Source organism: Nonomuraea ferruginea, from assembly GCF_039540635.1.
GTDB lineage: Bacteria > Actinomycetota > Actinomycetes > Streptosporangiales > Streptosporangiaceae > Nonomuraea > Nonomuraea ferruginea.
Map to the genome: position 1 here is coordinate 223,154 of NZ_BAABFD010000017.1, position 16,699 is coordinate 239,852.

Below are 16,699 nucleotides of genomic sequence, written 5' to 3' on the forward strand. Positions count from 1 at the left end.
GTGAGACGTGATAGAGGATGACGTACTGGCCACGCACCGCCAGGAGATCCGGCGGGGCACCATCGTGCTGGCCTGCCTGCTGATCCTGCGCCGCCCCGGCTACGGCTACGCGCTGCTGGAGACGCTGGAGAGCTGCGGGTTCGCGGTCGACGCCAACACGCTCTACCCGCTGCTGCGCCGGCTGGAGAAGCAGGGACTGCTGACCGCCGAGTGGAACACCGACGAGTCGCGCCCGCGCAAGTACTACGTGACCAGCCCCGACGGGGCCGAGCTGGCCGACATCCTGTCCCGCGACTGGGACGAGCTGCACACCGCCTTCACCAAGCTCAGGGACGACGAATGACCACGCTCACCGACCGCTACGTCGCCGAGGCGCTGCGCGGCATCCCCGAAGGGCAGCGCCGCGACATCGAGCTGGAGCTGCGCTCCTCGATCGCGGACGCCGTCGAGGTGCGGCTCCGGACGGGCGAGGACGAGTCGCGGGCCGAGGTGGAGGCGCTCGCCGCGCTCGGCGACCCGGCCCGGCTGGCCGCCGAGTACGCGGGCCGGCCGCTCCACCTGATCGGGCCCGCGCTCTACCTGAGCTACACGCGCCTGCTGAAGACGCTGCTGACGACCGCCGTCCCGCTGGTGTTCCTGGGTGCGAGCGTGGTGGGGTTCGCGCGGGGCGGGCCCGCCGGGCGGGCGCTGTGGGAGGCGACCGGGACCGCGCTGACGGTGGCGATGCACGTCGCGTTCTGGGTGACCCTGGTGTTCGCGGCCGTCCAGCGGGCGCCGTCGATGCGCGACAGACGGCCGGCCCGGTGGGATCCGGCCACACTGCCCGAGCTGCCCGCGCGGCGGATCGACCGCACGTCGCTGATCGGCGGCACCTCGGTCGCGACGGTCCTGATCTGCCTGCTGGTGCTGGTCCAGCTCTACGGGCCGGTCCCGGTGATCTCGCCGGGGCTGTGGGAGTCCGGCTGGCTGTACCTGGCGGTGGTGTTCGCCGCCGTACGGATCGGCTTCGACCTGGTCGGCTACTACGTGGGCTGGGGCGTCCCCCAGGCGGTGGCGCACGCGGTGATGGGACTGGCGTTCGTCGTGCTCGGCGTGTGGGTGACGGCGGGCGGGGCGCTGCTGAACGACGCGTTCCTGGAGGCCATGGGCTGGCCCGAGGGCGTGGTGACGTGGGTGGTCGTGATCGTCGTGGTCCTCATGGCGGTCAACGACTCGATCAACGGGTTCGTCCGGGCACGGAGGAGGAAGGCATGAAGGCGATCGTGCAGCGGGCGTACGGCCCGCCCGAGATCTTAAGGATCGGAGAGGTGGACCGGCCGGCGCCCGGTGACGGCGAGGTGCTGGTACGGGTGCGCGCCTCGTCGGTCAACTTCGGCGACCTGGTCACCACCAGGGGCGTGCCGTACGCGGCCCGGCTGGTGCTGGGCCCGCGCCGGCCCCGGCATCGGGTGCCCGGCCACGACCTGGCCGGCGTGGTGGAGGCGGTGGGGCCCGGCGTGACGCGGTTCGGGCCGGGTGACGCGGTGTACGGCGAGGTCGTGGCCGGGGCCTACGCCGAGTACGCGCGGGTGCCGGAGAAGTTCCTGGCGGCCATGCCCGGCGGGCTGAGCTTCGAGGAGGCGGCCGCGGTCCCCGTCGCGGGCAACACCGCGCTGAAGAGCCTGCGCGACGCGGGCAGGCTGCGGGCCGGGCAGTCGGTCCTGGTCAACGGCGCGTCCGGGGGCGTCGGCACGTTCTCGGTGCAGGTCGCCAAGGCGCTGGGCGCCGAGGTCACCGGGGTGTGCCGGACGAGGAACGTCGAGCTGGTCCGGTCGCTGGGAGCGGACGAGGTGATCGACTACACCCGTGCCGACTTCGCTCAGGCGGGGCGGCGCTTCGACGTGATCCTCGACCTGGTCGGCAACCGGTCGCTGCGGGAGCTGGCTCGCCTGCTGAACCCGGGCGGCGTGCTCGTGCTCTCCTCCGGAGGCGGCGGCACGTGGCTCGGCCCCATGGGCCGCATCCTCCGGGCCGTCGTGATGTCGCCGTTCGGCGACCGTACGCTCCGGTCGTCCGTCGTCGGCCGGAGCGCCGGCAACCTTGCCACGCTGAAGGAGCTCATCGAGTCCGGCGCCGTCCGCCCGCACGTCGAGTGCGCGTACCCGCTGGGCGAGGTCCCCGACGCCCTGCGTCACTTCGAGGAACGGCACGCCCGATCGAAGATCGCCATCACCGTGTGACGCGGGCGGCCGGGAAGCCAGGGTAGCCCGGGCTTCCCGGCCGTCTCGTCATGCCAGGGCCTCGGTGAGGGGGACGGCCGGGTCGGCCAGCTTGGCCCGGTCGGCCGGGGCCGCGGCGCGGATCAGGGTCTTGATGTCGTCGGTGACGTCCCAGACGTTGACGTTCATGCCGGCCACGACCCTGCCTTCCGCCAGCCAGAACGCGATGTACTCGCGGGAGTCCAGGTCACCGCGGATCACCACGTCGTCGGCCTCGCCGGGGCGGACGTAGCCGGTGTACTCCATGCCCAGGTCGTACTGGTCGGTGTAGAAGTAGGGCAGCCGGTCGTAGGAGGCCTCCCTGTCCAGCATCGCGGCGGCGGCGACGGCCGGCTGGTTGAGCGCGTTGGCCCAGTGTTCGACCCGGATGTGGGTGCCGAGCAGCGGATGATAGGCGCGGGCCACGTCGCCGGCGGCGAAGACGTCGGGGTCGGAGGTGCGCAGCGAGGCGTCGACCACCACGCCGTCGTCGACCTTGAGCCCGGCCGCGACGGCGAGCCGGGTGTCGGGCTCGACGCCGATGCCGGCGATGACGGCGTCGGCCTCGACGCGGGTGCCGTCGGCCAGCCGGACGCCTCCCGCGATCTCCTCCACCTTGACGCCGAGCCGCAGGTCGACGCCGTGGTCGCGGTGGAGGTCGGCGAAGGCGGCGCCGAGCCGCGGGCCGAGGACGCGCAGCAGCGGCGCGCCGTCGGACTCCAGCAGGGTCACCTCCACGCCGGCGGCGCGGGCGGCGGCGGCCACCTCCAGGCCGATCCAGCCGGCTCCGATGATCACCACCCGGGAGGCGCGGGCCAGGACGTCGCGGATGCGCTCGCTGTCGTCGACCGACCGCAGGTAGAGGGCGTCGCCCGGGAGGCGGCGCGGGGTGGCGCCGGTGGCCAGCAGGAGTTTGGCGTAGTCGAGCCGCGCGCCGTCGGACAGGGTGACCTGGTGGGCGGCGCGGTCGACGGCGGTGACCGAGGTGCCGGTCAGCACCTCCACCTGCTGTTCGGCGTACCAGGCCGCGTCGTGGACGAAGATCTTGTCGCGCTCGGACTTGCCCTGGAGGTAGGACTTCGAGAGCGGGGGACGTTCGTACGGCAGGTGCGGCTCCGCCCCCGCCAGGACCAGGCGGCCGTCGTAGCCCTGCTCGCGCAGCGCCTCCGCGGCCTTGGCGGCGGCCAGGCCGCCGCCGGCGATCACGTAGGTCATCGGTCAGGCTCCTCTCAGTTCGACGCAGCAGGCGCCCGGCCGCGGGGCCAGCACGGCCTCGGCGGTGGACGCGTCCAGCCCTTCGAGGAACCCGGCCAGGAACGCGTGGTTGATCGCGCACACCAGATCGGGGTCCTTGGCGGCCAGCGGGTGGAAGGGGCAGTTGAGCAGCCGCAGCAGGGTCGGGCCCTCTCGTACGGGCTCGAACCCGTGGCGTTCGAGCACCTGCCCGGCGCACGTCAGCGCGCGCTCGGCGCCCAGCCTGCCCGGCTTGGCCCGGTCGCGCTCGGCCGCGCCCAGCTCGCGCCCGCGCGCTGCGGCGGCGCGGAGCGCGGCCTCGCGGCCCGTCTCCTCCGGACCCTGGACGCGCAGGCCCTCCAGGAGGATGCCGGCCAGCAGCTCGTGCTCGCGCGGCGGGATGCTGACCCGCACGTCGAGGCCGGTGGGCTGGTAGACCTTGGGCGCCCGGCCGACCGGGCGCGGCTCCCCCGGACGTCCGTAGCCGGCCGAGAGCAGCCCGACCGCGACCAGCTTGTCGAGGTGGAAGGCGGCGAGCTTGCGCGAGATGCCGACGCTCTCGGCGGCCTCGTCTCGGGTGACGGGCCGGTCGGCGCGCCTGATGAAGTCGTACATGCGCCGCCGCAGGTCGTCGCTGAGCACCGCGACGGCCGCACGGGCCTGCTCCGACATCGTCACGCCGTCAGGTTAACACCCAAGACCGCTGGCGAAACGGGTCACTATTGACCAAATATAGGGATATGACTAACACTTGTTGGTGAAAATAGGAGGTGGTCCCTTGATGGACCTGGCCGAGGCCGAGCACGCGGCCGAGCGGTTCCTGGCGGCGCTGGGCGTCGACACCGAAGAGGAGAGCCTGCGCGAGACCCCGCGCCGGATGGCGCACGCGTACGCCGAGATGCTGAGCCCGCGCCCGTTCGAACTGACCACCTTCCCCAACGACGAGGGCTACGACGAGCTCGTCCTGGTACGGTCCATCCCCCTGCGGTCGATCTGCGAGCACCACCTGCTGCCCTTCACCGGGCTCGCGCACGTCGGCTATCTGCCGGGCAAGCGCATCGTGGGGCTGTCGAAGCTGGCCAGGGTCGTGGAGCACTTCGCCTGCCGCCCGCAGGTGCAGGAACGGCTGACCCGCCAGGTGGCCGGATGGCTGCACGACCAGCTCGACCCCGAGGGGGTCGGCGTCGTCATCGAGGCCGACCACACGTGCATGACGCTGCGCGGCGTGCAGGCTCCCGGATCGCGCACCCTCACCTCCACGCTGCTCGGTACGCTGCGTGACGACGCCCGCGCCCGGGCCGAGTTCTTCGCTCTCACGGGACTGCCGAAATGATCGAGATCTGGATCAACCCCGACTGCTCGAAGTGCCGCGCCGCCCTGTCGATCCTGGACGCCGAGCAGGCCGGCTACACCGTCCGCCGCTACCTGGACGACCCGCCGACCGAGCAGGAGCTCCGCGACGTGCTGGCCAGGCTCGGGCTGGAGCCGTGGGACATCACCCGCCACGGCGAGCCGGTCGCCGCCGAGCTGGGCCTGGAGGCCTGGCCGCGCACCCCGGAGAGCCGCGACCGCTGGATCGGCGCGCTGGCGGGTCACCCGATCCTGATCCAGCGCCCGATCATCACCGCCGCCGACGGCGCCGCCGTGGTCGCCCGCACCGAGGAGGCGGTCCGGTCAGCCCTCTGACGGGCCGGTGACGCGCCGCTCCCCCTTGGTGGTGATCACGTACACCTGCCAGTTGTAGTAGACGTAGTAGTTCAGGGGATCCCGCTTGATCTGGCGGGCGTGCGACTGGATGGCGTTCACGTACCGCTGGGAGGGGTTGTAGGCGTGCAGCGCACGCCCGTAGTCGCGGGGCGCGCCGGTGGCGCGCAGGTAGTTGGCGGCGGCCATGACCGCGTCGCGGTGGTCCTGGACGTCGCCGCCCATCCCGTACGCCTTCCAGGTGGCGGGCATGAACTGCATCGGCCCCTGCGCGCCGACGTGGCTGGCCGACCTGACCCGGCCGAACTTCGTCTCGGCGAACATGACCGCCGCCAGCACCTCCCACTCCACGCCGAAGCGGCGCTCGGCCTGCTTGAAGTAGCGGAGCAGCTCGGCGGCGGGGCGGGCGTCGCGGGTCCTGATGACCGACGTGCTCTTGACGGGATGGGCGAGGGCCAGCAGCTCGCGGATGGCCCGGGTGTCGTCCCTGGCTCCGGCGGCCAGCCGCTCGGGCAGGCGGGCGAACGCCTTCTCGGCGATCTCCGGGTTGCGCGCGGCGAACCGGTGGATGCGCTGGTGGTGGAGGGCGAGGAGCTCGACGTCCTCGGGCGGCTCCCGCTTCTTGTCCCAGCCGTCGACGGCCTCGGCGAGGGCCTCGGTGGTCTTCTCCAGCGCCGCGGCCAGCTTCGCCGGATCCTTCGGGATGCGTTCGTCCGGATCGGGCAGGTCAGGGCTGGGTTCCGGGGCGGGGGACGCGGTGGTGGGCGCGGTGGTGGGCGCGGGGACCGACGGCGGGGCGGCGCTCTCCTGGGCGGCGCAGCCCGCGGCGGCCGTGAGCACCGCCGCCGCCGTCACGACGCGGAAGCTTCGCATGGGCGGCCAATCTACCCGGTGTGTGAAGGTCCGTTCCGGTGGTACGCCAAGGGTGACGGCCACTTACAGCAGGGAGCACATCATGACCGAACTGCTCAACCGTGACGAGATCGACACCGCGCTGGTCGCGCTGGAAGGCTGGCACAGCGAGGGGAACGCTTTGGTCAAGGACGTCCCGATCACGCCCGACAGTTTCGGCTGGCTGAGCGAGGCGGTGCTGAACGAGGCGGAGGAGATGAACCACCACCCGGACATCGACCGCACCGACAGCGGCGTCCGCTTCCGCCTCTGGACGCACAGCGCGGGCGGCGTCACGCCCAAGGACGTGGAACTGGCGGCCCGCATCGACCAGGTGCTGAGCGGCGCCACACGCGACAAGGGCTGAGGTCCTGTCCCGATTTCGGTAGCTTACGTAGTTCTGAACCACCGGAATCGCGACAGAAGGGACCCGGCACGTGGTCGACGACCCCGGTTTGAGGGCGCTCAGCGAGGCCGCGCGCCTCTCCCCGGACAACCTCCCACTGCGCCGGCACCTGGCCGAGCAGCTGCTGGGCAAGGGATATCTCGCCGACGCGGAGGCCGAGTTCCGTGCCGCGCTCGTGCTCGCCCCTAAGGACCCGGACATCGTGGCCGGGCTGGCCGAGGCGTTCGTCCGGCAGAGCTCGTACGGAGAGGCGCTGTCGGCGCTGGAGCCGCTGCTGGCCGAGGGCGGGTACCCGCCGAAGGTGGGCGTGCTGGCGGCCCGCGCCCTGCTGGGTGAGGGCGACGTGCACAAGGCGGCCTACCGCTACCACGAGGCGGTCTCGCGTGACCCGTCCGTCGCGGACGCCGACCTGGCGGGCCGCCTGGTGGCCCCGCCACCGGTGGTCGCGGAACCCGCCGGGCCGCCCGCGGGAAACCCGCCCGCCCCGTCCGCGTACATGGCGCCCTCGTCCGTCACCCACGAGCGCTCGACCGCGGAGGTCGAGCGGTCCGGCTTCAGCTTCGCCGACGTCGCCGGGATGGACGAGGTCAAGGAGGCGCTCCGGGTCAAGCTGCTGCTCCCGATGCAGCAGCCGGAGCTGTTCGCCGCGTTCGGCAAGCGCGCCGGCGGCGGTGTCCTGCTGTACGGGCCGCCGGGAGCCGGCAAGACGCACCTGGCCAGGGCCGCAGCCGGGGAGCTCGGCGCGGCGTTCGTGAGCGTCGGCCTGGCCGACATCCTCGACATGTACATCGGCTCCAGCGAGCGGAACCTGCGCGCCACGTTCGACCTGGCGCGCCGCCACCGGCCGTGCGTGCTGTTCTTCGACGAGGTGGACGCGCTGGCGGCGCGCCGCTCCGACATGCGCCAGACGCACAACCGGCAGCTCGTCAACCAGTTCCTGGCGGAGCTGGACGGCGTGGACCAGAACGCCAACGAGGGCGTGCTGGTGCTGGCCGCCACGAACGCGCCCTGGTACATCGACGTGGCGTTCCGCCGGCCGGGCCGGTTCGACCAGCTCGTCTTCGTACCGCCGCCGGACGCGGACGCGCGCGCGGCGATCCTGCGCATCCTGTGCCGCGACAAGCCGCTGGCGGAGGTCGACTTCGGCGCCGTGGCCAAGGTCACCGACCAGTTCGTCGGCGCCGACCTCAAGGGCGTGGTGGACCGGGCGGTCGAGGCCAAGCTGCAGGAGTCGATCCGCGCGGGCCGGCCGGTCCCGCTGTCGACCCGCGACCTGCTGGCCGCTGCCAAGACGGCCAGGCCCACGTCCGTGCGGGAGTGGATGGCGACCGCGCGCAACTACGTGATGCACGCCAACGAGTCGGGCGCCTGGGACGACCTCATGCCGTACATCCAGCGCAAATGGTGACGGTCCGCGACTCGCTGGAGCGGGCACGGCTGTTACTGCAGATGGGCCGCCCGGCGGACGCCGAGCGGGAGCTGCGCGGCGTCCTCACCGAGGAGCCCCAGCACGCCGGCGCGCACGCGCTGCTCGGCCTGGCGCTGGTCCAGCAGGACCGTACGGACGAGGCGCTGGAGGAGTCGCGCGAGGGGGTGCGGCTCGCGCCCGACCACTACGTTCCGCACTACCTCTCCGGCCAGGTGCACTTCCAGGCGGGGCTGGTCGACGAGGCGGTCCGCGCGGTCGTCGCCGGGCTGGCGCTCTCACCCGAGCACGCCCCGTCCTGGGAGCTGCTGGCGCGCGTCCATATGACCAGGCACGACTGGCCCCAGATGGCCGAGACCGCCGGCCGCGGCCTGGGGCTGGACCCGCAGCACGCCGAGCTGGCCAGTCTGCTGGCCATCGCCCTGGTCATGCTCGGTCAGAACGAGCGCGCCAGGGCCGTCGCCACCCAGGCGGTCGGCAACGACCCGGAGAGCGCGCTGGCGCACTGGGCCTACGGCCGCGCCGCGCTGGCCGCCGGCGACCCGAAGACGGCCGCCGAGTCCTTCCGCGAGGTGCTCCGCCTGGACCCGGGCTTCGACGCGGCCAGGGACCTCCTGGTGTACGCGCTGAAGCAGCGCAACCCCGTCTACCGCCTGCTGGCGAAGCTGCGGTTCCGGGTGAGCTGGCGGCTGCTGTTCCTGCTGCCCGCGCTGCCGCCGGTCATCGCGGTCTTCGTGATCAGCGCGCTGCTGCACTGGGCGGCGTGGGTGGCCGAGTCCTGGACCACCCTCCGGCTGGCCAGGGCCAAGGCCACCCGCCTGCTGTTCGAGGGGGCGGCGGGCCGGGTGTCCCTGCTGTGCCTGGCCCTGCCTGTGGCCGGCGCGGTCATGCTCGGCCTGGGCATCGGGCTCGGCCTGGACGTCCTCGGCACCGCCGGCGTGGCGACCATGGCCCTGGTCACCCCGGTCCAGGAGGCCGTCCACACCGGTTCGGCGGCCGGCCGGCGCATCCTGGCCGTCTGGGCGGGGGCGCTCGCGGTGACGATCGCCGTCGCGGTCGCCACCTCCGCCTTCGCCCCCGCCATCCTGTCCCTGTACGCCGCCCTGGCCACGATCTGGATCGCGGCCGGCGTACGGAAGATCTTCCGCCCCCGCCAGGCGGTCTAGCGGGACAGGCGGCTCGGCCACCACATGCGGCGGCCGATGTCCAGCGACAGCGCGGGCACCAGCAGCGAGCGCACGATCAGGGCGTCCAGCAGGACGCCGAACGCCACCAGGAAGGCGAGCTGGATCAGGAACAGCAGCGGCAGCACGGCGAGCGCCGCGAACGTCGCCGCCAGCACCACGCCGGCCGAGGTGATGACGCCACCGGTGAGCGTGAGGGCGCGCAGGGTGCCCTCGCGCTCGCCGTGCCGGATCGTCTCCTCCCTGGCCCGGGTCATCAGGAAGATGTTGTAGTCGATGCCCAGCGCCACCAGGAAGACGAACGCGAACAGCGGCACCGCCGGATCGGCGCCCGGCAGGTCGAGCACGTGGTTGAAGATCAGCGCGCCGACGCCCAGGGCGGTGGCGAAGGACAGCACCGTGGTCGCGATGAGCACCAGCGGGGCCACCAGCGAGCGCAGCAGCGCGATCAGGACCAGCAGCACGACGAGCAGCACGAGCGGGATCACCACCCGCAGGTCGCGCGCCGAGGTGTCGAGCGTGTCCAGGGTTACCGCCGCCGTGCCGCCGACCTGCGCGTCCGCTCCCGGCACCGCGTGCACGGCGGCCCGCAGGTCGCGGACGACCTCGACGGCGGCGGTCGACTCGGCGGGCTCGCCGAGCGTGGCGTGCAGCAGCGTCCGCCCGTCCACGACCTTGTCCACCCGGGTGACCTCGGTGACGCCCGCCACCCCTTCTGCGGCGGCCTTGACCTGATCCGCCTGGTCGGCCGAGGTGAGGATGGTGGCGGGCGTGGCCGAGCCGGCGGAGCCGAAGCCGCGCTCCAGCGTCCGCTGCCCGGCGACGGACTCGACCTCGGTGCGGAACACGTCCAGCTGCGAGGTGCCCTCGGCCTTGAACTGCGGCACGAACGCCGCCGCCGCGGCCAGCGCCACCACCGTGATGACCCAGTACGCGCGCGGCCGCCGTTCCACGGACCTGGCCACGCGGCCCCACAGCCGGTGACGGCGCACGATGGCGGCGGTCGAGTCGGCGTCGGCCTCCTGGGCGCCGGTACGCGGCAGCAGCGGCCAGAACGCGGCCCGGCCGAGCAGCAGGAGCACCGCGGGCAGGAACGTGAGCGCGGAGACGAGGGCGGCGGCGATGCCGAGCGCGGCCACCGGGCCCAGCCCGCGGTTCGAGGCCAGGTCGCTGGCCAGCAGGCAGAGCACGCCGAGGATGACGGTGCCGCCGGAGGCGACGATGGGCTCGACGGTGCCGCGCACCGCCACCCTGATGGCGTCGATCGGCCGTTCCTTCTCGTACAGCGCCTCCCGGTAGCGCGCGACCAGCAGCAGGGCGTAGTCCGTGCACGCGCCCACGACCAGGATGAACAGGATGCCCTGGCTCTGCCCGTTCAGCTCGATCCAGCCCGCGTCGGCCATCAGGTAGACGACGAAGGCGGCCAGCACGAGCGCGAGCATGGCGGAGACGATGACCACGAGCGGCAGCAGCGGCGACCGGTAGACGGCGATGAGGATGACCAGCACCGCGCCGAGCGCCACGAGCAACAGCGTGCCGTCGATGCCGCCGAACGCCGCGCCGAGGTCGGCGCCCAGCGCCGCGGGCCCGGCGACCTGCACGGTCGTGCCCTGGGCCGCGCTGTCACCGAGCAGGGCGCGCAGCTCGTCGACGGCGACGTCGGCCTCGACCTGGTCGCTGATCGGCACGACGAGCTGGGCGACGCTCGGGTCCTCGGTCCCCGGGATGGGCCCGGCGACCTTGCCCTGGATCCAGGGCTCGGCGGAGATCCGTTGCGCGTCCTGGGCGATCTCGGCCAGCCGTTCCCGGGAGAGCGGCTGGTCGGCCGAGTAGACGACGAAGGCGGGCACCGCGTCGCTCTCCTCGAAGGCCTCGCGCGCCTCCTGGACCTGCGTGGACTCGGCGCCGATGGGCAGGAAGGCAGACTGGTCGTTGGTCTGCACCTCGGTCAGCTTGCCCATGAACATGCCGAGCGGGCCGGCTCCGAACAGCCAGACCACGGCGATCAGCACGGCCGCGCCGTACCAGGCTCGGTGCCGCCGCGGCCGGGCATGACGGCGCTCCGTACCGGTCCGCGTGCGGGTGTCGTGAACGGACATCCTGCGCCTTCCCTCGATAATCAAGTTACTTGAAAATCAAGATACATGACGCGCGAACGGGCCCCCACACCGCCCCCCTGAGCTGCCCCTACAATGACGGGCGACACCGCGCCGGCCGGTAGGGAGAAAGATGGACACCTCGCGCTCCGGATCCCGCGAGCGCCTCTATCTCGACATCCAGCAGGACGGGCAGCGCCTCGCGACCGGGCTCGTCCGGCTGCTCCACACCATGTCGCTGGGCCTCGACCTCAACCCCACCGACTTCCAGGCGTACGCGCTGCTCCGCATCCAGGGCCCCATGACCCCCGGCGAGATCGCCCAGTGGCTCAGGCTGGCCACCGGGTCGGTCACCGCGCTGATCGACCGGCTGGAGGCCCGCGGCCTCGTCGCCCGCGACCGCCACCCCGACGACCGGCGCAAGGTGATCGTCCGCCCCGCCACCGAGCCCGAGCCCGGCCCCGCCACCGGCGACCAGCTCGGCATCGCCCAGGCCATGCTCGCGATGCACGAGCGCTACTCGGAGGCCGAACTGGAGGTCATCGCCGACTGGCTGCACCGCGTCACCCAGACGCTGAACGAGCTGGCCTCCCGCCGTTGACCTAGGACGGAGCTCCGGCCAGGCGCCGCGTGACGTACTGGGCGAACAGGCCATGAGCCACCACGACGGCGCCGAACCCGACCACCACCATCGCGATGTACGTCATGCGCCCGTCGGGCGCGAGAATGACCGCGGCGCCGTCGGCGAACCCGGTGGACGCCACCCCGAACCCGGTCACGGCCGCGGTCACCCACCGCCCCGCCACCCGCACCACCCTCGGCGCGGCACCGGTCACCGCCGCCGGCACGGCGAGCACCGTGAACGCGATGAAGACGCCCACCGTCCCCATCAGGCTGAACTGGCTCTGCTCGGCCGCCGCGATCGCGATCAGGCTCATCAGCAGCCGCGCCGCACCCCCGACCACGATCCCCGCCACGACCGCTCCCCCGGCAGCCGCCGCCATCAGCCGGACCACGCGCCGGCCAGTCATCCCCGACATACACCCCTCCAGTTGCTCAAAGAGGGTTGTAGCGACGCAAATCCCCTCCCGGCAATGCCGGAATTGCAATGCAATGATGCTGTTATTGATGATTTGTCGGGAAAAGCCTGACAGGTGCTGGTCGGAGAGGGGCTTCGAGGCGGTTTGACATGATCCCCTCGCGAGCGATAAACGCGTCGGTGGTGTCGTCAAAAACCTCCGTGCCCGCCTTATCCGCCCTGGCGATCCTCATGCCGCTGGCCCCCGCGGTCATCGTGCCCAAGACCGCGAACGTCGTCGCCGGCGCGGTCATCACCGTCCTGCTGGTGGCTCCCGTGGTGGCGCTGCGCCGTAAACGTTGGGCGTCGCGCACCGGCGCCGCGCTGCTGACGCTGCTCGCCGTGGCCGCCGCCGTGCCGCCGGTCTCCGGGCTCGGCAGGCCGACCTCGGAGGAGATCCAGCACTACGTCGCGGTCCAGGTCGCTCTCGGCAGACCGGTCGACCTCCATGGCGGGGCTCTGGGGTCCCTCCCCTGGGACGACATCGATCTGCTGCTGCTCGCCGTCGCCTGCCTTGCCACGGCGGCACTCGTGCTGACGCTCGGCCGAGCCGTCCATCAGGAAGGACAGCGCGAGCTTCGTCCGCTGCGCTGGCGGTGGCCGCTGGTCATGTGGGGCGTGGCTCTGCTGCTGGTGAGCGTTCCTCAGACGGTGGTGGTCCTCGCCGCCGGTACGGCCGAGTACGGGATGATCGTCATGGACGGCTCCTGCTTCGGCGCCCTGGAGGAAATCCTGCTCTGGCCTGCCATGGCCATGGTGATCCTGCTCCCGCAGCCGCTGGTGGTCGCGCTGGGCTTCGCCCTCTGGGCGCTGCTGGCCCGCACCGGTCACCGGCTTTTGGGCCGGGCTGTGGGCTGGTTGACGCTGGCGCCCCTGCTGGCCGCCGACCTGATGATGACCTGGATGCCTCTGCTCGGATGTACCCGGTCAACGGACCCGGCCGATCCGATCACGTTCGCGTGGGCGCTGTTCACGCTCCTTCCCGTCGTGCTCATCGTGCTGGCGGTACGGGTGCGCCGGGTGGCATGACTACTGATAAGTGTTGATTCAGCAGCACTTCTCAGTTACTGATCAAATTTCAGAGGGTGTCATGCTGGTCGGGGACGCGGTCCTGGGGCTGCGCAGTCCAGGCGGGAGGCTCGTCTACGCCGAGTGATTCGTCGCGCTCGGCGTCGGTGCTCGAAGGCTGGACGATGCCGCGCGAGTGGTGGACCGGGGCGTAGATCGCGTAGAGGCGCAGTGGCTCGTCACCGGTGTTGATCACGTCGTGCCAGGTGCCGGCCGGGACCTGGATCGACCATCCGTCGGAGACCTGCTGCTCGAAGTCCAGCCGATCCTTGGCCTGGCCCATGACGCAGGTGCCTTGCCCCGCGTCCAGACGAAGGAACTGGTCGGTCTCCGGGTGTACTTCGAGGCCGATCGACTTACCGACCGGGATGGACATCAGGGTGACCTGCAGATACTTCCCGGTCCATGCGGTGGTTCGGTAGTTCTCGTTCTGCCGCGTAGCCGCTTCGATATCGAAGGCGTTCGGCCGGGGCCCGTTGTCGCTGATGTGCATCGTCTCTCTCCGTCGGTGCTGACTGCCCCTGAGGCGCGGGTAAGTCCCAGGTGCGGATACCGAAGATGGTTGCCGCTAAACCTGCCGGTCGCTGATCGTTGACGCGGCGGCGTCGTCCTCCGGCAGCCTCATGCCGGGCACGGGGAGGAGGCGATGTCGATGCCGCCCAAGTCGGCGACCACGAACTGATCCCCGTCAGTTCTCCAGTACAGAAGTGGCCCGTCCGGGGCCCATACGCCGGTCTTGATCTCCGTCCAGGGCATCTCCTCATGCATAGAGCTGTGGGTCCCGAGGAGGGCGGCGGCCCGTGCAGCGGTCGAAACCCTGGGCGACGTGTCCGAGTGTCGACGCCCCCAACTCCTAGGAATCGAGTCGTCTCCCTCGACCGTGGGAACCCTGAGGAGGGCGAGTCGGTCACGAATCGGTGGCCTCTGCATGAGCGCGTCTCCCGGCACAGTGGTGCGATCGGAACCGTCCACCCGCAACACCGTCGCCCGTGTGGTCTGCCACGGCTCCTGCCAACCGTCCCCCCCACGCACCACAGGGTTCCTGAGCTGCGTCGTTTTCGGCATCTGGTCAAGCGCCTGGGCGCCGGTGGAGCCTCTGAGGAGCCGAGTGGTCCTACCGGGCCAATACACCACCCGAGTACGGCAGAGAAGCCGGTCGTATCGCTTTCCCCGTCGCCGGAGCCCACGAACAGCGTGCTGGCCTCCGCCGTGCCGAGTACGAAACCTACGCCAGTGAAGAGCGTGAAGCATGAACGGGCAGACGAATCGGGCATGATCCGTAACCGTAGGCAGCACGTGGTTCGGATCGAACCGCGTAGGAAGCCTTCCGCAACTGCGGGCCACAATAGAGCGACCGGGAGCAAGGGCGCACATCGCGGTATCCGGAAGACTCAGGTTCCTCTGATCATCGCGAGGTGCGACGAGTTGTTCCCGCCTTCCCGCCCAGCGTTCCGCCTGCGTAACCGGGTATGCCACCAGATCTACGGTCGATAGTCAGCACCATCACTCACCGAAGCCGTCGATCCAATCTTCGATGTACTTCGCCGCTTCCTCGGCGAGAACCACGGCCTCTTTGGGGCCGGCACGAGAGAGTCGACGAGCTTCTCAGGATCTACAGGCTGGCCGGGACTCACGAGATAGTAGGACAGGCCGGTGCTCATCTGGCGGGCCATTGAGGAGACGAACGCGTTCCGGCGGAATCTGTTGCACAGCAAGAGCAGGCCTTGGCGCTCCAGTTCGTGCCTCAATTCCATCAGCGTGTCCTCAAAGTCCACTTGCGAGCGGAACACCATGGGCGCAGCGTTCTGCCGGTCGAAGCGGAGTCCGCAAATATCGTCGTCTTCGATGTCCCGGAGGGTCACGACGCATGGCACGCGTGACTCATCTGCGAGATTCACTGCTTCAAGCCGGTACATGCTCACCTCGGTTCATAGTTCGAGGTATCCATGTGTCCGGTTGATCGAATCGGCCTAACCGCCAAGCGCTCCTGATCTGGCCAGGCTCGATCCGCTTGAACGCAACTTCCTGCTCAGGAAACAGACACTTGACAACCGTCCTTATGTTCGATCGCGAACCCTCGCGCCACTTTCTTGCTTTCGGAAGCTGCAATCAAACCATTTCCGCCGGTCATGTGTTCTTCGAGGCCCATCTCAGGATTGTGGGCGGTCATGCCGTTCTCGAATATCCTCTCCGCTCACCGGCCGTCGCCCCGGAACAGCGGGGGCGCTCCTTGGTCTGCACGTCCAGGAGTCCCACTGTCGAGCGATGACGTCTTCCCTTGAGGGCGTACCCTCGTGCTCTCCGCGGCCTTCGGCGTTGCGGCCTCCACTCTGACTGACAACGGCATGGTGTTCACCGCCCGCTTGGCCCGCGGCCGCAACGCCTTCGAACACGAACTGCGTGGCGGCCCGGACGTCGTTCTATCGAGGCCGTGACGTGCGTCCGCCTTACCCACAGTCACGTCAGGGTGAACTCGTCTGTACAGTCACGGGCGAGCCGGTGACATGAGGAACCCTCCCATGTCCTCCAGCCCAAGCATGAAGGGCCTTTCATTGGAGGTCGGCCATGAACCGGTGACTTGAAGGTATTCCGCCGCACATCGCGCAGCCAGACGGAAGAACCACCAGCGTGTACGCTCGTCCAGGTTACTGAACGTGCAGTACAGAAGCGCGGTGGCCAGCAGCGACAAAGGCAGCTGATTGATCCAGTCCTCACGGAAGTCGTCGCTGATCAGTTTGCCGTCGATGTCGCGGATTGAACGCATCAGCGGCGCGAAGAGTTCGTGGTGTCCCTCACCTCGTACGATTTGGTCAAACAATTCCTCTTGAGCGCGTGCGTCCAGGGGTATGCGTCCGGCGACAATGGAGAGCAGGAGCATAGCCGGGTCTCGGGTCAGTGGCGCGCTGATGTCGAAGGTAGTCAGGTCGACGAACCTGAACCGCTGCGGCAGGAGCTCCCCTTGCTGCATACGCTGCAGGAGGACATTGCCTGTATGCAGGTCGCCGTGTGTCAGCCCACGCAGGTGCTGAACGTTATACCGGGCGACGATGGTTCCCGCGGCCATGGCCAGGGGATTAGGTAGAAGCCGGGCGTTGCTCTCGTCCGCGAACATGATCCAGCGACGGTCCGGAGAGAGGAGTCCGTTCTCTTGTGCCCAGGTATACAGCTTGCCACTCGGCTCGAATTTCTGGCGCAGTTCACCGCGTAGATACTCGCCTGAGTCTATGTGAGAAAATGGATTAGGCCGCTCACTGAGGTGATCTCAGAGAAATAATTCAGGGCGATTGGGGATTTCTGGGACGCAGGCGGTGACGTATCGGGCCTTTCGGGAGGAGTCGTCGAAGGCCGGAGATGAGCGTGGAGCCTCCGGTAGATG

General features: G+C 70.4%; 19 protein-coding genes. 10 read left to right on the forward strand and 9 right to left on the reverse strand.

The features are described 5' to 3' along the window. Positions 1 to 7: 7 nt before the first annotated feature. From ABD999_RS30290 to ABD999_RS30300, 3 genes are read left to right on the forward strand one after another with little or no spacing between them, the layout of a single operon-like run. Positions 8 to 343, forward strand: coding sequence for a PadR family transcriptional regulator (locus ABD999_RS30290; RefSeq protein WP_148035348.1), 336 nt, complete (start codon positions 8 to 10; stop codon positions 341 to 343). Further along, the gene (locus tag ABD999_RS30295; protein ID WP_219542964.1) at positions 340 to 1,254 is read left to right on the forward strand and encodes an HAAS signaling domain-containing protein; all 915 of its coding nucleotides are present in this window, start codon (positions 340 to 342) and stop codon (positions 1,252 to 1,254) included. The genes ABD999_RS30290 and ABD999_RS30295 overlap by 4 nt, the downstream gene beginning before the upstream one ends. Next, entirely contained in the window at positions 1,251 to 2,219 is a 969-nt protein-coding gene (locus ABD999_RS30300) for an NAD(P)-dependent alcohol dehydrogenase (protein ID WP_271277965.1), read from the forward strand. The genes ABD999_RS30295 and ABD999_RS30300 overlap by 4 nt, the downstream gene beginning before the upstream one ends. 48 nt (positions 2,220 to 2,267) lie before the next feature. Here the strand turns inward: ABD999_RS30300 and ABD999_RS30305 are convergent, their stop codons facing one another. Together ABD999_RS30305 and ABD999_RS30310 are read right to left on the reverse strand one after the other, a co-directional pair. Next, the gene (locus tag ABD999_RS30305; protein WP_271277966.1) at positions 2,268 to 3,452 is read right to left on the reverse strand and encodes an NAD(P)/FAD-dependent oxidoreductase; all 1,185 of its coding nucleotides are present in this window, start codon (positions 3,450 to 3,452) and stop codon (positions 2,268 to 2,270) included. Positions 3,453 to 3,455: 3 nt separating this feature from the next. Beyond that, positions 3,456 to 4,142 carry a helix-turn-helix transcriptional regulator gene (locus ABD999_RS30310; RefSeq protein WP_333485724.1) on the reverse strand — a complete coding sequence of 229 codons (687 nt, stop codon included), beginning with the start codon at positions 4,140 to 4,142 and terminating at the stop codon, positions 3,456 to 3,458. A gap of 109 nt (positions 4,143 to 4,251) precedes the next feature. Between ABD999_RS30310 and folE the strand changes: the two genes are divergently transcribed. Beyond that, a complete protein-coding gene (gene folE, locus ABD999_RS30315; protein ID WP_271277968.1) occupies positions 4,252 to 4,803 on the forward strand; it encodes a GTP cyclohydrolase I FolE in 552 nt (183 codons plus the stop codon). Beyond that, complete coding sequence (locus ABD999_RS30320; protein WP_271277969.1) at positions 4,800 to 5,156, forward strand: ArsC/Spx/MgsR family protein; 357 nt, start codon at positions 4,800 to 4,802, stop codon at positions 5,154 to 5,156. Before folE ends, ABD999_RS30320 begins: the two co-directional genes overlap by 4 nt. Here the strand turns inward: ABD999_RS30320 and ABD999_RS30325 are convergent. Beyond that, entirely contained in the window at positions 5,145 to 6,047 is a 903-nt protein-coding gene (locus tag ABD999_RS30325) for a lytic transglycosylase domain-containing protein (RefSeq protein ID WP_271277970.1), read from the reverse strand. The genes ABD999_RS30320 and ABD999_RS30325 overlap by 12 nt on opposite strands. 82 nt (positions 6,048 to 6,129) lie before the next feature. Here ABD999_RS30325 and ABD999_RS30330 point away from each other — a divergent pair, with 82 nt between their 5' ends. The 3 genes from ABD999_RS30330 to ABD999_RS30340 all read left to right on the forward strand — a co-directional run bounded on the left by ABD999_RS30330 (position 6,130) and on the right by ABD999_RS30340 (position 9,063). Beyond that, complete coding sequence (locus tag ABD999_RS30330; protein WP_219542959.1) at positions 6,130 to 6,432, forward strand: 4a-hydroxytetrahydrobiopterin dehydratase; 303 nt, start codon at positions 6,130 to 6,132, stop codon at positions 6,430 to 6,432. A gap of 70 nt (positions 6,433 to 6,502) precedes the next feature. Continuing rightward, on the forward strand, positions 6,503 to 7,879 hold the full coding sequence (locus ABD999_RS30335; RefSeq protein WP_271277971.1) for an AAA family ATPase: 1,377 nt from the start codon (positions 6,503 to 6,505) through the stop codon (positions 7,877 to 7,879). Next, positions 7,873 to 9,063, forward strand: a complete 1,191-nt coding sequence (locus ABD999_RS30340; RefSeq protein WP_271277972.1) for a tetratricopeptide repeat protein — start codon at positions 7,873 to 7,875, stop codon at positions 9,061 to 9,063. Before ABD999_RS30335 ends, ABD999_RS30340 begins: the two co-directional genes overlap by 7 nt. Here ABD999_RS30340 and ABD999_RS30345 read toward each other — a convergent pair. Continuing rightward, complete coding sequence (locus tag ABD999_RS30345) at positions 9,060 to 11,180, reverse strand: MMPL family transporter (RefSeq protein ID WP_271277973.1); 2,121 nt, start codon at positions 11,178 to 11,180, stop codon at positions 9,060 to 9,062. The genes ABD999_RS30340 and ABD999_RS30345 overlap by 4 nt on opposite strands. Before the next feature lie 130 nt (positions 11,181 to 11,310). On the opposite strand from ABD999_RS30345, the gene ABD999_RS30350 reads away from it, so the two are divergent. Continuing rightward, positions 11,311 to 11,778, forward strand: a complete 468-nt coding sequence (locus ABD999_RS30350; RefSeq protein ID WP_148035358.1) for a MarR family winged helix-turn-helix transcriptional regulator — start codon at positions 11,311 to 11,313, stop codon at positions 11,776 to 11,778. Position 11,779: 1 nt separating this feature from the next. On the opposite strand, the gene ABD999_RS30355 is transcribed toward ABD999_RS30350, so the two are convergent. Beyond that, the gene (locus tag ABD999_RS30355) at positions 11,780 to 12,217 is read right to left on the reverse strand and encodes a hypothetical protein (RefSeq protein ID WP_148035359.1); all 438 of its coding nucleotides are present in this window, start codon (positions 12,215 to 12,217) and stop codon (positions 11,780 to 11,782) included. 200 nt (positions 12,218 to 12,417) lie between these two features. On the opposite strand from ABD999_RS30355, the gene ABD999_RS30360 reads away from it, so the two are divergent. Further along, positions 12,418 to 13,284 carry a hypothetical protein gene (locus tag ABD999_RS30360; protein WP_271277974.1) on the forward strand — a complete coding sequence of 289 codons (867 nt, stop codon included), beginning with the start codon at positions 12,418 to 12,420 and terminating at the stop codon, positions 13,282 to 13,284. 49 nt (positions 13,285 to 13,333) lie between these two features. On the opposite strand, the gene ABD999_RS30365 is transcribed toward ABD999_RS30360, so the two are convergent. From ABD999_RS30365 to ABD999_RS30380, 4 genes are all read right to left on the reverse strand, one after another. Then, positions 13,334 to 13,816: a cupin domain-containing protein gene (locus ABD999_RS30365; RefSeq protein ID WP_148035361.1), complete on the reverse strand. Its 483-nt coding sequence runs from the start codon at positions 13,814 to 13,816 to the stop codon at positions 13,334 to 13,336. Between the two features lie 988 nt (positions 13,817 to 14,804). Then, positions 14,805 to 15,239: a hypothetical protein gene (locus ABD999_RS30370; RefSeq protein ID WP_271277975.1), complete on the reverse strand. Its 435-nt coding sequence runs from the start codon at positions 15,237 to 15,239 to the stop codon at positions 14,805 to 14,807. A 113-nt stretch (positions 15,240 to 15,352) separates the two neighbouring features. Then, entirely contained in the window at positions 15,353 to 15,493 is a 141-nt protein-coding gene (locus tag ABD999_RS30375) for a hypothetical protein (protein WP_271277976.1), read from the reverse strand. Positions 15,494 to 15,808: 315 nt separating this feature from the next. Then, positions 15,809 to 16,435 carry a BUD32 family EKC/KEOPS complex subunit gene (locus ABD999_RS30380; protein WP_345483011.1) on the reverse strand — a complete coding sequence of 209 codons (627 nt, stop codon included), beginning with the start codon at positions 16,433 to 16,435 and terminating at the stop codon, positions 15,809 to 15,811. Positions 16,436 to 16,699: the final 264 nt, after the last annotated feature.

What these genes read in the sequence shown, in the direction of transcription:
- ABD999_RS30295 (WP_219542964.1), top strand. Translation starts at nt 340, where the DNA reads ATGACCACGCTCACCGACCGCTACGTCGCCGAGGCGCTGCGCGGCATC.
- ABD999_RS30300 (WP_271277965.1), top strand. Translation starts at nt 1,251, where the DNA reads ATGAAGGCGATCGTGCAGCGGGCGTACGGCCCGCCCGAGATCTTAAGG.
- ABD999_RS30305 (WP_271277966.1), bottom strand. Translation starts at nt 3,452, where the DNA reads ATGACCTACGTGATCGCCGGCGGCGGCCTGGCCGCCGCCAAGGCCGCG.
- ABD999_RS30310 (WP_333485724.1), bottom strand. Translation starts at nt 4,142, where the DNA reads ATGTCGGAGCAGGCCCGTGCGGCCGTCGCGGTGCTCAGCGACGACCTG.
- folE (WP_271277968.1), top strand. Translation starts at nt 4,252, where the DNA reads ATGGACCTGGCCGAGGCCGAGCACGCGGCCGAGCGGTTCCTGGCGGCG.
- ABD999_RS30320 (WP_271277969.1), top strand. Translation starts at nt 4,800, where the DNA reads ATGATCGAGATCTGGATCAACCCCGACTGCTCGAAGTGCCGCGCCGCC.
- ABD999_RS30325 (WP_271277970.1), bottom strand. Translation starts at nt 6,047, where the DNA reads ATGCGAAGCTTCCGCGTCGTGACGGCGGCGGCGGTGCTCACGGCCGCC.
- ABD999_RS30330 (WP_219542959.1), top strand. Translation starts at nt 6,130, where the DNA reads ATGACCGAACTGCTCAACCGTGACGAGATCGACACCGCGCTGGTCGCG.
- ABD999_RS30340 (WP_271277972.1), top strand. Translation starts at nt 7,873, where the DNA reads ATGGTGACGGTCCGCGACTCGCTGGAGCGGGCACGGCTGTTACTGCAG.
- ABD999_RS30345 (WP_271277973.1), bottom strand. Translation starts at nt 11,180, where the DNA reads ATGTCCGTTCACGACACCCGCACGCGGACCGGTACGGAGCGCCGTCAT.
- ABD999_RS30350 (WP_148035358.1), top strand. Translation starts at nt 11,311, where the DNA reads ATGGACACCTCGCGCTCCGGATCCCGCGAGCGCCTCTATCTCGACATC.
- ABD999_RS30355 (WP_148035359.1), bottom strand. Translation starts at nt 12,217, where the DNA reads ATGTCGGGGATGACTGGCCGGCGCGTGGTCCGGCTGATGGCGGCGGCT.
- ABD999_RS30365 (WP_148035361.1), bottom strand. Translation starts at nt 13,816, where the DNA reads ATGCACATCAGCGACAACGGGCCCCGGCCGAACGCCTTCGATATCGAA.
- ABD999_RS30370 (WP_271277975.1), bottom strand. Translation starts at nt 15,239, where the DNA reads ATGTACCGGCTTGAAGCAGTGAATCTCGCAGATGAGTCACGCGTGCCA.
- ABD999_RS30375 (WP_271277976.1), bottom strand. Translation starts at nt 15,493, where the DNA reads ATGACCGCCCACAATCCTGAGATGGGCCTCGAAGAACACATGACCGGC.
- ABD999_RS30380 (WP_345483011.1), bottom strand. Translation starts at nt 16,435, where the DNA reads ATGTTCGCGGACGAGAGCAACGCCCGGCTTCTACCTAATCCCCTGGCC.